This is a genomic window from Kibdelosporangium aridum (assembly GCF_900176515.1).
Lineage (GTDB): Bacteria > Actinomycetota > Actinomycetes > Mycobacteriales > Pseudonocardiaceae > Kibdelosporangium > Kibdelosporangium aridum.
In genome coordinates this window covers 554,932-572,635 of the sequence record NZ_FWXV01000005.1, presented here as the reverse complement: position 1 = coordinate 572,635, position 17,704 = coordinate 554,932, and the positions used below count along the sequence as shown (strand labels likewise).

The window sequence follows — 17,704 nt, the reverse complement described above, 5'->3', positions numbered from 1 at the left end:
TCAGCCTCCCACCACGACACGGCCAAGCGAACTGAAGGACGCCGACACGGTCGAGTCCTTGACCACCGGTACGGCGTCCGTCATGCCGCCAGTCAACACGATCCAACCGGCCCGCAACCACTGGCCACGGCGGCCGAGGTCGTTCGCGGCAAGGGCGATGGCTTCGGCGGGGTGTCCTTGCACGGCCGCGCCAGTCGCGGTGTCCACGACGGTGCCGTCGACCTCCAGCGAACAGGCCTCCAGCGACAGGTCGAAATCCGTCACGCCCCGCGCGACCGGGCCCGTCACGAACGCGCCGGACGAAGCGTTGTCGGCCACGACATCGTGCAGCGTGAACCGGAAGTCCGCGTACCGGCTGTCGATGATCTCGATACCGCCGAACACGTGCTCGACCGCGCCGAGTGCGGTCGCCGCCGTGACACCGGGTCCTTCGAGGTCACGGCCGAGGGTGACGACGATCTCCGGCTCCGCGCGCGGGTGGATCAGCTTGTCCATCGGCACCGGAACGCCCGCGGGCAGCACCATGGCGTCGGTGAGCCACGCGGTGAGCGGGCTGGACACGTTCATCCGCTGCTGCTTGGCCCGCGAGGTCAGCCCCAGCTTGACGCCGATCAGCGTCTCACCGCGGGCCAGCCGCAACCGCAGCGTCTCGTCTTGGATCCGGTACGCCGTGCCCAGGTCCAAATCGGACCATTCGTCGGTCAACGGTGGACCGTCGGTCTTCTCGTCCTCACGCGCGAGTAAAAGCCGGGCAGCCTCTTCGACTGTCATACCGCCACTTTCTGTGTGTGCCTACGCCGCAACCGGTGTACGGGCGAGCATTTCGCCCGACGATCGCAGCCGTGGTCATGGTCAGTCCTTTTCCTCGACGTGCAGGCTGACTGTGCCGAGCCTGGGTCGATTCATAGTCCGTGCGCCTGTGGCTCGACGCTGACCGGGATTTGCGTCATGGTGCCTGGCCGCTTGGTCGTTCCGCACCACATGTCGATCGCGTCCGGCTCGGCCGGGTCGAAGTAGCGCGGCTTCCAGTTCGGGTCGGTGATGTTGCGGACGCCGTAGGAGTATTCGTATGTCAGGCCCTCAGGTCCCTTGAAGTACAAGAAGATCGCGGTGGACTGGGGGTGACGGCCGGGTCCCATCTCGATCTCGACGCCGCGCTCGGTCAGGAAGTGCCAGCTGCGCATCACGTCGTCGATCGAGGAGACCTGGAAGTTCATGTGGCACAGGCCGGGCCCGTCGCCCTTGAACACGGCGAGCTTGTGGTGCACCGGGTCGATCCGCATCAGGCACGCCAGCTCGCCGATCCAGTCCGAGACCTTCGCGTTGAACAGCGTGGACCAGAACTTGTACGCCTCCCGCACATCCGGCGCGTCCACGCAGAGGTGCCCGAACTCGGTGATGCCCGCGGTCCGGCCGAACCGGACCGGACGAGACAGCTGAGTCTGGTCGATGACCAGGTCGACCACGTTGCCGAACGGGTCTTCGAAGGCCAGGTAGTCCCGCACGTGCCGGGCCGCCGCCCCGGCCCGCTCACCGCGGCTGACCTTGACGCCCGCGGCTTCGAGCTCCGATTCCGCCGCGGCTAACGCGTCCTCGTCGGAGAGGGTGAACGCGGTGGACAGCACACCGGACTCGCCTTCGACGAACGCGAGACAGTGATGGCGGCTGTCGGCTCGTAGATACGCATGCCCGTTGCTGTGGTCGACCAGCTCCAAGCCAACCACGTCGACCGCGAAGTCCACGGCGGTGGTCATGTCGGCGGTACCCGAGCGCACGTAGGCGATGTCTTGCAGCTCGATCACGGCGGAGCTCCGCTTCGTCGGGGATCAGGAAAGATCGATGGTTAGAACCATACCGGTATCTGTATATCTGTCAAGAATAGATTGACATGTATACAGATACAGGGCAGGATGTCGGCCATGCCCATCGCGCAGCTCTCCACCGAGTTGGCCACCGCCGGACGAGCTCTGCACCGAGCCGGTTTGGTCAATGCGTTTGGCCACGTCAGCGCCCGTATAGACGACGACAGGCTGCTGCTGACACCGCCGCGCCCGCTCGGTGAATCGACCGACGATCAATTCACCGAGATCAATATCAATGTCGGTGAATTGCCTGCCGGCGTCCCCCGGGAAGCCTGGATTCACATCGCCATCGCCAAGGTTCGCCCGGACGTCGGCGCCATCTGCCGCGCTCAGCCGCCGTCGACCTCTGCCGTCGCCGCCGCGCTGTCGGCCATCCCTCCCCTGCACGGGCAAGGCGCGTTGCTCGGCCCGGCCGTGCCGGTCTTCCAGAACGCACGGCTGATCCGTGAACCACAGCTCGGCAAGGAGCTCGCTGCCACCCTCGGCGACGGATACGCCTGTGTTCTCAGGGGAAACGGCGCCGTCACGGTCGGCAGGAACGTCGGTGAGGCGGTCGCCCGGATGTGGATCCTCGAGGAGTCCTGCCGGATCACCCTCGCCGCGGCGGCCGCGGGCCTGATGCCCGTCGCACTCACCGAAGACGAACAGAACGCGTGGTTCGAGACAGGAGCCGAGCTCCTCGACCGGATCTGGGACTACCTCAACCATTGAAAGGGCTTTCCACCATGGTCGCTGGAAGGACACCCAACAAGACACTGTGGACAGTCGTAGCTTTGTGCGGCCTGTCCGTCGCGTTCGACGGGTACGACCTGGTGGTGTTCGGCACCACCGTCCCGTCGCTGCTCGCCGAATGGCAGATCGGCCCGGCCGAGGCCGGCCGGATCGGCAGTTACGCGTTGATCGGCATGCTGATCGGCGCACTGCTGATCGGCACCGTGACCGACTGGCTCGGCAGGCGCTGGACCATGATCGCGTGCGTCACGTGGTTCTCGGCACTGACCGCGTTGTGCGCCTTCGCGCCGTCGCCGGAGATATTCGGTCTGTTGCGCTTCCTCAGCGGTATCGGGCTTGGCGGATTGATGCCGACGGCCGCGGCTCTGGTCGTCGAATACGCCCCACGGGGCAAGCAGAACGTGACGTACACGATCATGCAGTCGGGGTACGCGGTCGGCGGCATCCTGGCCGCTTCGTTGGCGATCCCGCTGATCCCCGCGGTCGGCTGGCAGACCATGTACCTGATCGGCGCCGCCCCTGTGCTGCTCATCGTCCCGCTCGCGCTGCGCTATCTGCCCGAGTCGCTGGAATACCTTGTGCTGCGCGGAGAAACGGCCAAAGCCGAAGCGCTCGCCGCGAGACTGGGTGTCGCGGTACCCGAGGTCGCCCGGCCGGAGAAGCGTTCGTGGTACAGCAGCATCCGTGAGCTGGCGCGGCCGGGTTTCCGCGCCGGGACCGTCTTGCTGTGGCTGGCCAGCTTGTGCGCGCTGCTGATGGTTTACGGCATGAACACGTGGCTGCCGCAGATCATGCGCCAGGCCAACTTCCCGCTCGGCTCGGCGTTGAGCTTCCTGCTGGTGTTCAACGTGGGCTCGATCATCGGGTCGATCATCGGTGGCCGCGCGGCCGACCGAGTGGGGTCCAAGCCGGTGCTGGTGATCTCGTTCCTGCTGGCCGCGGTGAGCATCGCGACCCTGGCCACGCGCCCGAACATCGCCGCGATCTACATCCTGGTCGCGATCGCGGGCTACGGCACGATCGGCACCCAGAACCTGATCAACGCGTTCGTCACCCGCTATTACCCGGTCACCGCCCGGTCGACCGGTATCGGCTGGGCGCTGGGGGTCGGCCGGTTCGGCGCGATCCTCGGCCCGGTCGTCGGCGGTCTCGTGATCGCCTCAGGAGCCGGGTTCCAGTGGAACTTCTACCTGTTCGCCTCGGTCGCGGTCGTCGGACTGGTCGCGGCAGCGCTGGTCCCGCTGTCCCCCGCGCTGGCCGGTGAGCGCCTCCGCGAAGCCATCAACACCGAACTGAAGGAACGCACCGCATGAAAATCCGTCACATCATCGGCGGCGAAGAGGTCGACTCGCTCGACGGCGCCACCTACGACGACATCGACCCGTACACACGGCAGAGCTACGCCACGGTCGCCCGTGGCGGCGACGGTGACATCGACGCCGCTGTCACGGCCGCACGGCGCGCGTTCGACGAAGGGCCGTGGCCACGGCTAGGTTTCGCCGAGCGCGGGCGGCTGCTGCATAAGTTCGCGGACCTGATCGAGCAGCACGCGGACGAGCTGGCCGAGGCGGAAAGCCGCGACATGGGCAAGCCGAAGGCCGTGGTCGCCGGGCACGACGTGCCGCGGTCGGCCGCGAACATCCGGTTCTTCGCGGATCACGCGCGGCTCAGCCTGGCCGAGACGTTCCCGAGCGACACCGGGCATCACACGTACACCCGCTACGAATCCGCCGGTGTGGTCGCCGCGATCTCGCCGTGGAACTTCCCGATGATGCTCGCGACGTGGAAGATCGCCCCGGCCTTGGCCTGGGGCAACACGGTCGTGCTCAAGCCCGCCGAGGACACGCCGCATTCCGCGGCGATCCTGGGCAGGCTGGCGCTGGAGGCAGGCATCCCGCAGGGCGTGCTGAACGTCGTCCTTGGCTTCGGTGACGCGGGCGCGGCGCTGGTCAAGGACCCGCGGGTGGACCGGATCACCTTCACCGGCTCGTCGCTGACCGGCCGCGCGATCGCCTCGGCGGCGGCCGCGAACCTCACCCCGGTCAGCTTCGAACTCGGTGGCAAGGGCGCCAACCTGGTATTTGACGACGCCGACCTGGACAACGCGACCGACTGGGCGATCCGGGCCGCGTTCGGCAACACCGGCCAGGTCTGCCTCGCCGGATCCCGGTTGTTTGTGCAGCGTGGCGTGTACGACGAGTTCCTGAGCCGCTTCACCGCGGCCGCCGACGCGATGGTGCTCGGCGACCCGGCGCGGCAGCAGACCGCGCTGGGCCCGTTGGCCAGCGAGAAGCATTTCGCCAAGGTCAGCGGGTACCTGCAGGAGGACAAACTGGCCGGTGCCACGGTCGTGACAGGTGGACACGGCCATGACTGGTTCATCCGGCCGACCGTGCTCACGGACGTTCCGGCTGACGCTCCCGTGCAGACCGACGAGATCTTCGGCCCGGTCGTCACGGTCACGCCGTTCGATTCCGAGCAGGAAGGCGTGTCCTTGGCCAACTCGACGCCATACGGTCTCTCGGCCATGGTCTTCAGCGAGAACCTGCACCGAGCACACCGCGTTTCCGCCGCTCTGCGCAGCGGGAACGTCTGGGTCAACTGCTTCTTCATCCGTGATCTGCGCGCACCGTTCGGCGGTGTCGGTGATTCGGGGGTCGGCCGGGAAGGTGGCGCGTTCAGCCGCGAGTTCTTCACCGAACCGAAGACCGTCACCATGAACATCACGGGCTAAGCACCACAACCTGGTTAGGATCTCCATATGTCGCTGCAGCACGCGCTCTTGGGAGTGTTGGAGGCACGCCCTATGAGCGGATACGACTTGGTCCAGTTCTTCGACAGCTCGACGGCGTGGATCTGGGCCGCTCCGCAGAGCCAGATCTACCCGACGCTGCGCAGAATGGAACGAGCCGGGCTGATCACGGGCGACGACGAACCGCGCGGGCCGAAGCTGACGAGGACCGTCTACAGCGTGACCGACCAGGGGCGCGAGGAACTCGAGCGGTGGCTGTCCACACCGCACGATCCGTCGCCGCCACGCGACCCGTTTCTGGTGCAGGCGTTGAACTTCGACACGATCGACGCGGAGAAGGCGCACGCCGTGCTCGAACAGTTCATCACCGAGCAGGAAAAGGCGGCGGCCGAGGCCGAGGCGCACCGGCAACGGCTGCTGAACAAGGACACCATGCTGCTCAAGGAACGGCTGACCCGGCGCGATCCGGCCGAACACGACCGGATCGCCCGGCTGAAAGCCCACGTTTTCGCCGGGGTCGCGGCGGTCGCGCGGACCCGTGCGGAATGGGCGCGCGAAGGCCAGCGACTGCTCACTGAGGACTGACCACAAGAAAACCGCAAGCGTTTCGGACGGCGACTGAAAGCCGGATTTCATACGATCCGGCTGACGGTGTCCCACGAACCGGGGAATGTGCATGCGAGGCTTGCGGACAGGTTTGAGTGTTGTGCTGGGCGCGGCTGTGCTGGCGGGCTGCGGAAGCGGGAACGACGCCCAAACAGGACAGTCCACACCGAACACGCCGGCGGCCCCGACGGCGACCAGCGCGCCGAAGCCGCCGCGGCAGGCGTTCGACCCGCCGAAGGTGTTCGAGAAGACGGAGGCGAAGTTCCCCGACGGGACCTTCTTCGACCGCGACAAGCCAAGGGCGGCACTGCACGACGGAAACGTCTACAGCGTCGACGACAAAGGCCTGAACGCGTTCGACGGCATCACCGCCGATCCATTGTGGGCAGTGCCCGCGACGGTCACCGCCTCCGGCCAGGACGCCACCATCGCACCGTTCGCCCACCAGGACCGCGTCTACGCGGCCTTCAGCGGCAAGGCGCCCGCACAGGGAACCAAGCCCGCACGCCCGGTGATCGAACTCGTGGCCGTGAACGCCAAGTCCGGCAAACCGGACTGGACGACGACCATCGACGTCACCGTGAAAGACCCCGGCAACACCAACGACGGCCAGACCACTGTGGTCGGTGTGAGCGACACCTCCGTCGTGGTCACGTACTACAGCAACGACGCCAGCATCGGCCAGACATTCGTGGTCGACGCGAGCACGCACCAGGTGCGGTGGAACAAGGACCAGTTCCTGGCAGGCGACCTCGACAGCGGCGTGGTCGTCGGGAACGGGGGCAAACCGTTCATCGGCGAACAGCGCTCGCTGACCGGCCTCGCCGAAGCTGACGGCGCACAGAAGTGGTCAACTCCGCTCGGCGGCTACGGCACCGAGATCATGCCCCTCGCACCGAAGATCATCGGCAGCAGCAGGCAGGTCTACAGCACGGCTGACTACCAGTTCGACCTGATCGACGTGACCAGCGGCAAGTCGCTCTACAGCCTGCCGATCAACACGTCGTTCGGCGCGGGCTACCGGATGAGGTGCTTCTACGACCAGACCTCGACCATCGTGTGCGACGGCCAGAGTGAGCGGACGTTCGCGTTCGACGTCAACTCGATCGGCCAGAAGCCGATGTGGGAGATCACGAAGACGGCGGATCGAGTTCCGCCCTCCGTCACCGCCGCCTACCACGGCCTGGTCTACGGCACCGGCGCGAACGCCCCCGTCGCCCTTGATGCCAAGACCGGCCAGGACGCGCCGGATGCTCCCGGCGTCGCCCCGGAGATGGTGGACAAGTACCTCGCGGTGTACAAGGGCGCGACCTACAAACCGACGAAGTGAAGTCCGGCTGAAACTCGGTTCCGAGGCGGACGTGGACGTGCTTGCATCTCGGCATGGGGATGTTCAGCTACGTCAACGTGCGACAGGCCGAATGCCCGACCTACGCACGATGGGCCACCGGAGAGTTCGACTACCGCATCGACGGCGCGGCGAACTCGGATGCGGACTACATCGTCCTCGACAGCTATCCACCGAGCCTGCGGCGGTAGTCGCCGCAGGCTCGGCCAGCCATCAGGTGACCTTGAATTCCTCGTCCTGGTACTCGATGCCCAGCGACGGCACGGACACCGAGCGGTCGCCCGCCACGACCTCACCAGCGACGATGGCGTCGTAGCCGGCGGCGCGGGCGATCTCGACGGTCTTGTCGGCGTCGTCGGCGGGGACGACCGCGACGTAGCCGAAGCCCATGTTCAGGGTGGCGTACGACTCCGCGGCCGACATCCCCGCCTGCTCGGCGAGGAACTCGAGCACCTCGGGGACCTCGGGCACCGTGTCCAGGACGTACCGGACGTTCGTCGATGAGCGCATCATCTTCAGCAGGCCGTGGCCGGTGATCGGGTTCAGGAAGTGCGGCTGCACCGGAGAATCCAGCAGCGCACGGACGAATGCCGGGTAGAGCACCGACGGGTCGAGCAGTGCGGCGCCGAGGTCACGGCCGCTCGGCAGCTTCGTCCGCAGGCCGTCGGGGAGCTGGCTGGCGATGCGCCGGGCCAGCGATGAGCCGTTGGTGTGCAGGCCGGAGCTGGGCAGGACGACGATCTTGTCGCCGGGTGTGACCGCGTCGCCGAAGACCGGTTCACGGCCGTCGGGCACCCGGGCCAGCGCGCTGCCGGCGAGTTCGATGCCCGCTCCGGTCAGCATGCCGGGCAGCGCGGGCGACTCGCCGCCACCCCAGGTCGCGCCGGACAGCTCGCAGGCTTTCTGCCAGCCTGCCAACAGTTCCAGTGATTTGCGTTCGTCGGAGTACCAGGCCGCGTCGCCGGTGGCGAAGTACGCGGTGACCACCATTGGGTTGGCGCCGACGGAGATCACGTCGTTCACGATCGCGGCCACGGCGTCCACCGCCACGTCCGCGAACCGGCTCTCGCCGGTGAGTGCCAAGTAGTCCTCGGCGATGACCGATTTGGTGCCGAGGCCCTCGGTGACAGTGGCCAGGGTGAGACCACCGACCTTCAACACGTACGCGGTCGAGCCGCGGGAGCCGCTGACCTCCTCGGCGCCGTGCCCGGCGAGCAGGCCACTCGTGGCCGCGGCACGGTGCACCGCGTCCCGCTTGACCTTGTCCAGAATGGAATAGTCGACGCCCGCGCGCTGGTACTCACCCAGGTTGGACACTTCTCGTCACACCTCGTCGAAAAATCGGCTCCGTGGGCCCGCCGGGATTTCCGCCGGGGCGTTCTCACCCTAGTGCCCCCGATGGGGTGATCGCCCCGCTGCCACCAGGCGGTTTGCCGCTGATACCCGAACCAGTGACCGGAGTCACCCGGCACAGGGCGTGATCCAGGCTCTCCGTAATGCGCGCTTCGTCCATTCTGCCTGGTCAGCGGGGCGTACATTCGATCTGGTGTCGGCTAGTCGAAATCTCCTCAAGCTTCTTGGCGGCTGTGCCGCCGCCGGTGGTCTTGTCGCCGGAATTCTGGCCCCAGTGACGATTAGCGCGGGTGTTGTCGCCGCCGATGTGAGTGATTCCGTCGTGCGGATCGCCCCGGCGTCGATATCGAAGGATCTGCCCGGCGTGACCACGGTCACCGACCGGGACGGCACCCCGATCGCCACCGTTTTCGACCAGTACCGGATCGCCGTCACGGGCGACAAGATCTCCGCCGCGATGAAGAACGCCGTTGTGTCCATTGAGGACCGGCGGTTCTACCAGGAGCACGGGATCGACCCGAAGGGCGTGGCCCGTGCCGCGATCTCCGACGCGACCGGCGGTGACCACCAGGGCGGCTCGACCATCACCCAGCAATTGGTGAAGAACTACCTGATCAACGTCGCCGACAAGGACAACCCGGCGGCGCAGGCCGCCGACCGCGCGGACACCCTGACCCGCAAGATGCGCGAGGCCCGGTCGGCGATCGAGTTGGACAAGCACTTGTCCAAGGACGAGATCCTGACCGACTACCTGAACGTCGTCGAGTTCACCGGCAAGATCTACGGCGTCGAAGCCGCTGCCCGCGCCTATTTCGGCACCACAGCGGACAAACTGACCGTGCCGCAGGCGGCGTTGCTGGCCGGGATGGTCAACAACCCCACGACCTTCAACCCGTACACGAAGCCAGTCAACGCGCAGCACAGGCGTGACATGGTGATCGACGCGATGCTGGCCAACAAGGCCATCGACGCGCAGACCGCGGCGCAGGCCAAGGCCGCGCCGCTCGGTGTCACCGGCCCGAACGTGCCGTCGAGCACGTGCTACAGCGCGCAACCGGACGCCGGGTTCTTCTGCCAGTACGCACTGACGTACCTGCAGCAGGCCGGGATCAGCCAGGAGCAGCTGACCAACGGCGGGCTGACCATCAAGACCACAATGGACAGCAAGGTCAGCGCGGCGGCCAAGAACGCGGTCGACGCCAACGTACCCACCAAGCAACCCGGTGTCGCCAACACGATGGCCATCGTCTCGCCAGGCTCGACGTCACACGAAATCCTCGCACTGGTGGCCAACCGCACCCTCGGCACGGATGCGAGCCAGGGCCAGACCACGCGCAACCTGGTCACCGAGGTGAGCGACCCGTTCGGTTCGGGTTCGGTGTTCAAGATCTTCACGGCCGCGGCAGCACTGGAGTCCGGCACGGCGACACTCGACACCCAACTGCCGAACCCGCCCAGCCAATGCTTCCCCGTGCCCGGCAACCGCAACTGCTACACCGTGCACAACGACGGCAACTACTCCGACCCCATCTCACTGACCAACGGCCTTGCCACGTCGCCCAACACGGCGTTCGTCGGACTGGAGCAGCAAGTCGGCGTGCCCGCGGTGGTCGCCATGGCGTCGCGGCTCGGTCTGCGCACGACCATGCAAAGCAACGCCGCCGGCCAGAAACCCGACCCCAACTCGAACGACCCGCAGCGCAACCAGTCGCAGACGCAGTACTTCCAGGACAAGCCGTCCTTCACGCTCGGCAACAGCCCGGTCAGCCCGTTGGAGCTGGCCAACGTGCCCGCGACGCTGATGAGCGGCGGTATCTGGTGCGCGCCGACACCGGTCCTGTCGGTGACCGACGCGGCCGGAAATCCCGTCAGCTACCAGGCTTCCGGGTGCGAGCAAGCCATTTCCAGCGATGTGGCCAGCACGTTGATGACCGGCCTGAGCCAGGACACCGTCAGCGGTACGACCGCGGCGTCCGCTCATGCCGCGGGCTGGACGCGTCCGGACATCGGCAAGACCGGTACCACGCAGACCAACCAGTCGGTCGCGTTCGTCGGCGGTGTCGACAGGTACGCGGTGTCGTCGCTGGTCTTCGCGGACGGCAACAAACCGGGCCAGCTCTGCCCCGGAACCCCGGTCCACATCGGTTCCTGCGGGCACGGCGCGTTCGGCGGTACAGTGGCCGCACCGCCGTACTTCAAGGCGATGCAGGCCATTCTGGGGAGATGACATCGACCTACGACCGGTAACCGAAGCCGACCTGGCCATGTTCCGGCGGTATTTACTGGAACCGGGCCTGGTCGGTCTTGACTGGCGTGGCTTCCACGACGCACAGGAGCCCGCACGGCGATTCGCCAAAGACGGTTTTCTGGGCCCCGACGGCGGCAGGTTGATCGTCGACGTCGATGGTGTGGCAGCGGGAAACGTGGGCTGGCGCAAAGGGTCGTACACGCCTTCGTCGTATTACTGGGAGATCGGCATAGTGTTGCTCCCGGAATGGCGCGGCAAAGGCTTCGGTTGGCGGGCGCAGGCGATGCTGTGCGATTACCTGTTCGAACACACTCCGGTGCAACGAATCCAGGCTGGTACCCACCCCGAGAACATCGCCGAGCAGCGGGCGTTGGAGAAGGCGGGCTTCCAGTTGGAAGGCGTGGTCAGGGCGTGCGAGTTTCGTGCCGGTCAGTGGCGGGACGGTCTGCTGTACAGCCGGTTGCGCGATGATCCCGTGAATCCACAATAGACAAGCCGGAGACCAGTCCGGACAGTCCGCGGTGCCGACGCGGCCACACAAGCACGAAAGCGCCCAGTACCAACAGGAACGCGAACCAATTGAACACCGGCGCGACCGAAGCCAGTCCCGTGCAGAGGAAGTAGCCGGTGCTTCCGGTCAGCAGGGCGATCACCACCCGTGCACCGGCTGGGCGACCGTCACGGCGGACCCGGGCCAGGCGCACGGCTCGCTGACCGACCGTCGCGCCGTCCTTGCCGAAGGACGGCAACACCAGGAAAAAGAACATGGGCACCCACAGGACGAGGGCCGTGGTCCACCACGACTGCTGGATGCCCGCGCCGCCGAACACGTAGATGATCACGACGTTGACGGTGCCGAAAAGGAATCCGCCGACCACGTACACCGAGATCATGTCGAGCAGCATCCCGAGCAGCCTGCGCCACGCGGTCACCGGCCGCGGCGCGGTCGGCGGAGCGGTCGGAACATGCCCGGCCAGCGGCCTGAGCAGGGGCGCGAACGCCACACCCACCGCGGTGCCGAGGGTGTTGGTGATCAGGTCGTCCACATCGAACAGCCGGTACGGGCACGGGAACAGGAACCAGTTGCCGGTCAACTGGGTGAACTCGACCAGCAGGGACACCCCGAACCCGATGGTGATGGTGCTGGCCGCACCCCGGCCGAAGAACCCCTTCAGGAACATACCCAGCGGCACGAACAGGAAGATGTTGAAGACCGTCTGTTGGACTGCGGGGTTGTGCAGGTAGGCGCTCACGCTCGTGCCACGCTGTTCATGGCGGATGTCGGCCAGGAACTGCATGAGGTTCAACTGCGGGGAGGCGAACGCCGCGTGCTGAACGCACCATGTGTCGTTGATCTGCGGCAACGGCAGCAAAGTGTACGTCGCGATCGCCAGCGCGTAGATCACAAAACCGACCGCGAGCACGATCCGGCCGAACCCCAGCTCGCCACGGCGCCGGTAGCTCACCACCACGAACGGCAAGGACAGCAGTACAGCCAGGAAACACCCGCCGACGATCGCGAGCACAGCAGAAAGCACCGTTACGTAATACAGGTCGGCCGCAAACCCGGCAACTTGGACGTGAATCAAGCGGGATGGATCGGGTATCCGAGCCAGGTGCGAACACTGGAGCAAGTGCGACGGCAGTACGAAAACGGCAAAGAGGAACGGCCCCTACAGGGCTATCTGGGTGCGTTGAGTGTCTATGGTGGAGTCACCGGAGCGCTCGCGCTCACCGGAAGGCTGCTGGGAAAACGCATGCCCGAGCGGTTCAGTTTCGGCGATACGGCACTGCTGAGCATCGCTACCCACAAGGCCAGCAGGCTGATCGCGAAAGACGCGGTCACCAGTCCGTTGCGGGCGCCGTTCACCAGGTACGAGGAGCCCGCCGGTGACGGTGAGCTGAACGAGTCCGTTCGCGGCCACGGCGTACGGCACGCCGTGGGTGAACTGCTGACGTGCCCGTTCTGCCTGGCGATCTGGATCGCCACGGGCCTGACCGCGGGCATGGTCTTCGCGCCGCGGATCACCCGGCTGGCGACCACAGTGCTCACCTCGGTCGCCGCGGCGGATGCCCTGCAACTCGGCTACGACGCGTTGAAGAAAGCATCCGGCGAGACCGGCTGATTTCCAGGCCGTCGCGTGGGTACTCAGTGCCAATGACCGTGACAGCAGCCCGCCTTCTCGGCGCGGTGACCGCCGCTTACAGTGCCGCGCTCCTGGTCAAACCGGAGCTCCTGGCCAAGCCGGCCGGGTTACCGGCCTCGTCGGCCACCGATGTGCTCATCCGATCGATCGGTGGCCGGGATACCGCGCTCGGTCTGGGAATGTTGTTCGCGCGGCCTGGTCCGGCGCTGCGTTCGGTGCTGTGGGCACGGACCGCTGCGGACCTGACCGACGCGGTCGCGTTCGGTGCGACGCTGACCGACCGGAACCGTCGGCTCAAGGTCGTCGCGGTTGCCACCACCTGGGCTGTGCTGTGCGGGGTGACTGCCGCTCTGACGTGACCTCGATGGTTCGATTGGTCGCGTGGCGTTCAGCGGATTCGACCCTCGGTTGCTTGCTGAGCTCCGGCGGCGCGATGTCAGCTGGGGCCAGACGTACCTGCTGCAGCGCATCCTGCGCGCGATCAGCTGGACCTCGTTGTTCAGCCAGCACGTCGCCGGTCTCGCGGGCATGTCGGCCGAACTGCCACGGGCCCAAGCCGTGCTGCGGAGTTTCGCCGACACTGGCCAGCCGGGACGCGCGCTGGGCCGGGCACACTGCGAGGCCGCAGCGTATACCGTGACGCGGTGGGGCGTCGATGACCTTCGTCAGTCGTTAGTGGACGCGGCAGCGATGATCGCTGTTCAGTCCAACCCGCTCGACGAGCTCAAGGTCCTCGCGCTCAGCACGGCTGCCGAGATCGACGCGTACCTGCCCAAGATCCATGGGCTGCTGGACCACGCGCTTGCCGAGGCATGGCACTCGGCCGGAGACCTTGATCTGGTGGCCGACGAGTTCGCCTGTCTTGTCGCCACTACTGATCGTGATCCGGGAGCGTTGACCCATGACCTGATTCGCGCGTTCCGCACGATGAACAAAGTGGACGCCGCCGCGTTGAAAGGCCTACTGCTTCCGGAGGCTTCGGCGTATCGCGTGGCCGTCGTCGTGCACGGTGCCGCCGAGCTGACTCGGCTCGACGCACTGCACGAGACCGCAGTGTGTTCCGCTGTACGGGAACCCGAACGCCTGGGGTTCGGTGCCGCGCTTGGCCGCCTCCGCAGGTTCACCCGACAGGTGCCGGCCAACGGGGCCGCTTGCCTGGTGGCGTGCCAGGTCAGCGCGGTCGATGCGCCGAGCGCAGGCCGGGTTGCCCGCCGCGAACTCGCCGAACTGCTGGACCAGTACATGGCAGGGCACCGGCTGGTCGCGTTGTCGCTCGGCGATGACGTCTTCGTGTCCCGGGTGGACAGTGGCGAGTCGCGGCACATCCAGTCCCATACGCCGACCGTCCACCGAGCCGTCCCGCTCGTGTCCCACTGGCCGGGTACATTGCGAAACGGCCTGCGGATGGCTCACGTCGCCCGCGCCACTGAGGCTCCACTGCCCGCAGCCGCGTTGGCGTGGGCCGCTTTGGAAGCGTGCGGCTTGAACAAGCGCGAGGACATCGCCGCGGCGCTCGCCTTGCAGGCCATGCGGCAGCAGATTGTCGAGGCGCACCAGCAGTTGCGCCAGGGCATCCAGACCGTGCCCGCCGAGCTGCGGTTGATCGACAACTACGCCACGACGAACGACTTCAACCGGCTGCACGACCTCAACGCCTGGGCCGACCTGCTGCTGCCGGAGCGTAACTCGGAGGATCCCGCGGTCACAGTCGCAAGAGACGCGTTGACCTCGCTCCTCTCCCAGATGTCCCCGTTGGCGGCACAGCAGGTGAAGGATTGGTCGGCTCGTTTGTTGGATCCAGTCGCTTGTGCACAGTGGCTGGCCGACCGGCACCAGCGGATCGCCACGTTCCTGCACGCGCTCAACGCGACCAGGAACATGTCGTTGCACACTGGGCAATTCCGGGCGTTCGGCGACGTGACACTCGGAATCGGCGGTTCGCTCGTCGTCGACTTCACGTTGGAGGTATTGGGCAACTGGTACCGCAACGCCGATCAGGACGCGCTCACCACGTCGCCCGCCAAGGTGATCGCCTTGCTCGCCAGGCGACAGCGTGACCTCGTCGAGCGGCTGCGAACCCACGACGGTCCCTTGTTCGACCTGAACGTCGCGTGGCTGACAAGTCCGACGCCCATGGGTATTTGGAGCCGGTCAGACGGGTGATAACACGGTGCGCCAGGGGAACTGACTACAGAAACCAGCCGCCCGCCCCACATTCATCCGTTCAGCAGTCAGCAACCTCTGCCGTTCGGCGTCCCCTAGGTAACAGCGAACGCATACCCAGATAGCGGCCAATGGCCCAAGCGTTCACCAGGCGTGAGAGAACACGTTACAGAAATGGCGTTTCTTCTGGGACTTCCACGGCCGCCGACCACTACCGGAGTCGAGCACAAGACACAAGTTACTTGCGAGTAACTAGTGACTTCATCCGCGAGCGTCCGTATAACTTGTTCTAATCCCCTCAACGGTGAGGAAGCTCACATGAGTGATAACGCCATGTGTGGCAAGGGTTTTCCTGGAGTATCCCGCCGCACCTTCATAACCGGAACTGGTTCTATCTTGGGGTTCGCGGCCCTGACTGGCCACGCCAGCGCAGCCCCACCACCTGCCCCGATTCCGCCTGGTGCTCACGTACCCGCACTCGTCATCGGCACCGGATACGGCGGATCGGTCGCCGCTCTGCGACTAGCCCAGGCGGGCGTCGACGTTCACATGCTTGAAATGGGCATGGCGTGGGACACCCCGGGCAGCGACGGCAAGATCTTCGCCAACACGAGGACTCCCGACTACCGGTCCTACTGGCTGCGCACGAAGACCAAGCAGCCGCTGAGCAACTTCCTCGGTTTCCCGCTGGACAAGGACGTCCCCAAGTACACCGGGATCCTCGACGCGGAGGACTTCAGCGGGATCACGGTCTACCAAGGCCGGGGAGTCGGCGGTGGCTCACTGGTCAACGGCGGCATGGCGGTCACGCCGCCACGTCCGCGGTTCAGTGCGATCCTGCCGTCGGTGAACGTCGACGAGATGTACAACACCTACTACCCGCGGGCCAACGCCGGCCTCGGGGTGACCAATGTGGACCAGGCGTGGTGGAACTCGGTCGACTGCTACCAGTACGCCCGCGTGGGCCGCAAACACGCGGAAAGGTCCAACTTCCCGTTCGTCTTCGTGTCCAATGTGTACGACTGGGAGTACATGCGCCAAGAAGTGGCGGGCACCGTGCCCAAGTCCGCCGTCGACGGTGAACTGCTGTACGGCAACAACCACGGCAAGAAAACCCTGCAGAAGACGTACCTGGCCCAGGCGAAAGCCACTGGCCGGGTGGCCATCTCACCCCTGCACCGGGTCACATCCGTCGCCCCGGCCAATGGCCGCTACGCCGTGGTCGTCGAACAGCTCGACACCAGCGGGAACGTCACCGCGACCAAGACCGTCACCGCCGACAAGGTGTTCTTCGCCGCGGGCAGTATCGGCACGAGCAAGCTCTTGACCAAGTTGAAGGCCACCAACGTTCTTCCCGGTCTGAACAGCGAGATCGGCAAGGGCTGGGGTGACAACGGCAACGTGATGTGCGGGCGTGCCAACCACCTGTGGGACCCGACCGGTGCCGTGCAGGCGTCCATTCCCACGGCCGGGATCGACAACTGGGACGCGGGCGGCGCTTTCGCGGAAGTCGCGCCGCTGCCGACCGGCATCGAGACCTGGGCGTCGTTCTACCTGTCCATCACCAAGAACCCCAACCGGGCCCAGTTCACCTGGAACTCCACCGCCAACCGGGTCGACCTGAGCTGGCAGACGGCATGGAAGCAGCCGTCCATCGACATGGCGAAGTCCATTTTCGACAAGATCAACGCCAAGGAGGGCACGATCTATCGCACAGATCTGTTCGGTGTGTACAAGATCTGGGGCGATCACCTGACGTACCACCCGCTCGGCGGTGCGGTGCTGAACAAGGCGACCGACAACTACGGCCGCCTGCACGGCTATTCCGGCCTGTACGTGATCGACGGCGCGCTGATTCCCGGCAACACCGCCGTGAACCCGTTCGTCACGATCACCGCACTGGCCGAACGCAACATCGAGCGGATCATCGCGGCTGATTTCTAGGGCTGTGGCGGGGCTCGTGCCCCGCCATTGCTCAGATTTTGTTGGGCAGTACGCACATCGCATCGAGGCCGAGGACACGGTTGAGCCTGCCGAACGCCAGCCACGAGCCGATGCTCATGCTCAGCTCGACGATTTCGGCTTGGCTGTAGTGCTGGGTCATCCGGCCCCAGAACTCCTCATCCAGGCCGTGGTGGTCGGTCGCGTACCGCTCGGCGTACTCGGCGGCCAGCCGGGTCCGCTCGTCGAAGCTTTCCGTTGTGCGCCAATCGGTCACCGCGTCGAGGAACCCGTCCTCCACCTTCTCCCCGTCGCGTTCGGTGCGCCAGTCCAGGCAGAACATGCATCCGTTGAGCTGCGCGATCCGCAGCCGCGCGGCCTCGAACTCACGCAGTCCAAGGGTTGTGTTGGCGTACACGGCCAGTGAGAAGTTCGCGGCGGCGGTCCCGATGCCCGGCACCATCTCGCCCCACACGTACGCGATCGGGTCCTTGCCCTCGGGAATGTCGATGTTCATGCCTGCTCCTTCCCGAACGCCATCGTATTAGAACA

General features: G+C 66.1%; 17 protein-coding genes. 12 read left to right on the top strand and 5 right to left on the bottom strand.

Going from position 1 to position 17,704, the window contains the following annotated elements:
• Entirely contained in the window at positions 1–771 is a 771-nt protein-coding gene (locus B9C43_RS29960) for a 2-keto-4-pentenoate hydratase (protein WP_084430260.1), read from the bottom strand.
• Positions 772–902: 131 nt separating this feature from the next.
• On the bottom strand, positions 903–1,802 hold the full coding sequence (locus B9C43_RS29955) for a VOC family protein (protein ID WP_084430259.1): 900 nt from the start codon (positions 1,800–1,802) through the stop codon (positions 903–905).
• A gap of 117 nt (positions 1,803–1,919) precedes the next feature.
• On the opposite strand from B9C43_RS29955, the gene B9C43_RS29950 reads away from it, so the two are divergent.
• The 6 genes from B9C43_RS29950 to B9C43_RS56905 all read left to right on the top strand — a co-directional run bounded on the left by B9C43_RS29950 (position 1,920) and on the right by B9C43_RS56905 (position 7,491).
• Positions 1,920–2,573, top strand: coding sequence for a class II aldolase/adducin family protein (locus tag B9C43_RS29950; RefSeq protein ID WP_084430258.1), 654 nt, complete (start codon positions 1,920–1,922; stop codon positions 2,571–2,573).
• A 14-nt stretch (positions 2,574–2,587) separates the two neighbouring features.
• The gene (locus tag B9C43_RS29945) at positions 2,588–3,907 is read left to right on the top strand and encodes an MFS transporter (RefSeq protein ID WP_084430257.1); all 1,320 of its coding nucleotides are present in this window, start codon (positions 2,588–2,590) and stop codon (positions 3,905–3,907) included.
• Positions 3,904–5,328, top strand: a complete 1,425-nt coding sequence (locus B9C43_RS29940) for an aldehyde dehydrogenase (RefSeq protein ID WP_084430256.1) — start codon at positions 3,904–3,906, stop codon at positions 5,326–5,328. The genes B9C43_RS29945 and B9C43_RS29940 overlap by 4 nt, the downstream gene beginning before the upstream one ends.
• A gap of 27 nt (positions 5,329–5,355) precedes the next feature.
• Entirely contained in the window at positions 5,356–5,931 is a 576-nt protein-coding gene (locus tag B9C43_RS29935) for a PadR family transcriptional regulator (RefSeq protein ID WP_033391212.1), read from the top strand.
• 91 nt (positions 5,932–6,022) lie between these two features.
• Positions 6,023–7,282, top strand: coding sequence for an outer membrane protein assembly factor BamB family protein (locus B9C43_RS29930; protein WP_160096774.1), 1,260 nt, complete (start codon positions 6,023–6,025; stop codon positions 7,280–7,282).
• Positions 7,283–7,335: 53 nt separating this feature from the next.
• Complete coding sequence (locus B9C43_RS56905) at positions 7,336–7,491, top strand: hypothetical protein (protein WP_160096772.1); 156 nt, start codon at positions 7,336–7,338, stop codon at positions 7,489–7,491.
• Between the two features lie 22 nt (positions 7,492–7,513).
• Here the strand turns inward: B9C43_RS56905 and B9C43_RS29925 are convergent, their stop codons facing one another.
• Positions 7,514–8,617: an AIR synthase-related protein gene (locus B9C43_RS29925; protein WP_033391206.1), complete on the bottom strand. Its 1,104-nt coding sequence runs from the start codon at positions 8,615–8,617 to the stop codon at positions 7,514–7,516.
• Between the two features lie 229 nt (positions 8,618–8,846).
• Between B9C43_RS29925 and B9C43_RS29920 the strand changes: the two genes are divergently transcribed.
• Both B9C43_RS29920 and B9C43_RS55810 read left to right on the top strand, forming a co-directional pair.
• Positions 8,847–10,880, top strand: coding sequence for a transglycosylase domain-containing protein (locus B9C43_RS29920; protein ID WP_143446679.1), 2,034 nt, complete (start codon positions 8,847–8,849; stop codon positions 10,878–10,880).
• A 1-nt stretch (position 10,881) separates the two neighbouring features.
• Entirely contained in the window at positions 10,882–11,391 is a 510-nt protein-coding gene (locus B9C43_RS55810; protein WP_268811596.1) for a GNAT family N-acetyltransferase, read from the top strand.
• Here B9C43_RS55810 and B9C43_RS29910 read toward each other — a convergent pair.
• Positions 11,306–12,439: a VanZ family protein gene (locus B9C43_RS29910; protein ID WP_143446677.1), complete on the bottom strand. Its 1,134-nt coding sequence runs from the start codon at positions 12,437–12,439 to the stop codon at positions 11,306–11,308. The genes B9C43_RS55810 and B9C43_RS29910 overlap by 86 nt on opposite strands.
• Before the next feature lie 78 nt (positions 12,440–12,517).
• On the opposite strand from B9C43_RS29910, the gene B9C43_RS29905 reads away from it, so the two are divergent.
• From B9C43_RS29905 to B9C43_RS29890, 4 genes are all read left to right on the top strand, one after another.
• The gene (locus B9C43_RS29905) at positions 12,518–13,027 is read left to right on the top strand and encodes a DUF1360 domain-containing protein (protein WP_235038912.1); all 510 of its coding nucleotides are present in this window, start codon (positions 12,518–12,520) and stop codon (positions 13,025–13,027) included.
• Positions 13,028–13,059: 32 nt separating this feature from the next.
• Positions 13,060–13,407 (top strand): hypothetical protein, encoded by a 348-nt coding sequence (locus tag B9C43_RS29900; protein ID WP_084430252.1) that lies wholly within the window; start codon positions 13,060–13,062, stop codon positions 13,405–13,407.
• A gap of 22 nt (positions 13,408–13,429) precedes the next feature.
• Positions 13,430–15,211 carry a hypothetical protein gene (locus B9C43_RS29895; RefSeq protein ID WP_084430251.1) on the top strand — a complete coding sequence of 594 codons (1,782 nt, stop codon included), beginning with the start codon at positions 13,430–13,432 and terminating at the stop codon, positions 15,209–15,211.
• A gap of 396 nt (positions 15,212–15,607) precedes the next feature.
• On the top strand, positions 15,608–17,155 hold the full coding sequence (locus tag B9C43_RS29890) for a GMC oxidoreductase (RefSeq protein WP_200825738.1): 1,548 nt from the start codon (positions 15,608–15,610) through the stop codon (positions 17,153–17,155).
• 31 nt (positions 17,156–17,186) lie between these two features.
• Here the strand turns inward: B9C43_RS29890 and B9C43_RS29885 are convergent, their stop codons facing one another.
• Complete coding sequence (locus tag B9C43_RS29885; RefSeq protein WP_084430249.1) at positions 17,187–17,669, bottom strand: carboxymuconolactone decarboxylase family protein; 483 nt, start codon at positions 17,667–17,669, stop codon at positions 17,187–17,189.
• Between the last annotated feature and the right edge of the window lie 35 nt (positions 17,670–17,704).